The organism is Streptococcus sp. 3874 (assembly GCF_013276425.1).
Lineage (GTDB): Bacteria > Bacillota > Bacilli > Lactobacillales > Streptococcaceae > Streptococcus > Streptococcus pseudopneumoniae.
Genome location: NZ_VMLA01000161.1, coordinates 1 through 519, shown reverse-complemented (window position 1 = coordinate 519; position 519 = coordinate 1). Strand labels below are relative to the sequence as shown.

Sequence of the window (519 nt, the reverse complement as noted above, 5' to 3'; positions counted from 1 at the left end):
ATCAAAAAACATCTTATAATAGTAGTTATGAAACTTACAAACGAAGAAACACAAAAAATTGAACAACTCCTAAGAGATTCATCGTACGCCAAATATCACAAACGTCTACAGATTATTTATTTTCGCTCAAAAGAAAAGAGTTATAAGGAAATCATGGATTTGCTAGATTGCAATAAAACAACTGTTTGGAGGAATTTGAAAAAATATAAGGAGTTTGGTTTAGAAGCGCTTCTTCAGGAGACCCGTGGTGGACGTCATAGAGAATATATGACTTACGAAGAAGAACAAGCATTTCTAAAACGTCATATAGAAGCTGCTCAGGCTGGGGAATTTGTAACTGTCAATCAGTTATTTGAAGCCTATCAAAAAGAGATTGGTCGCACTTCCACACGTGATGGTTTCTATTATCTCCTGAAACGACATGGTTGGCGAACGGTCACTCCTCGACCTGAGCATCCCAAGAAGGCAGACGCTCAGACAATTGAGACGTCTAAAAATAAAATCTACATTCGAGACCTT

Annotated in this window: 1 protein-coding gene; it reads left to right on the top strand. The window is 37.4% G+C overall.

The genetic code is table 11. The annotated features are described in order from the left end of the window. Nucleotides 1-27 precede the first annotated feature (27 nt). Nucleotides 28-519: helix-turn-helix domain-containing protein (locus HT703_RS11395; protein WP_023937892.1), on the top strand; the 492-nt coding region annotated here is incomplete at its 3' end.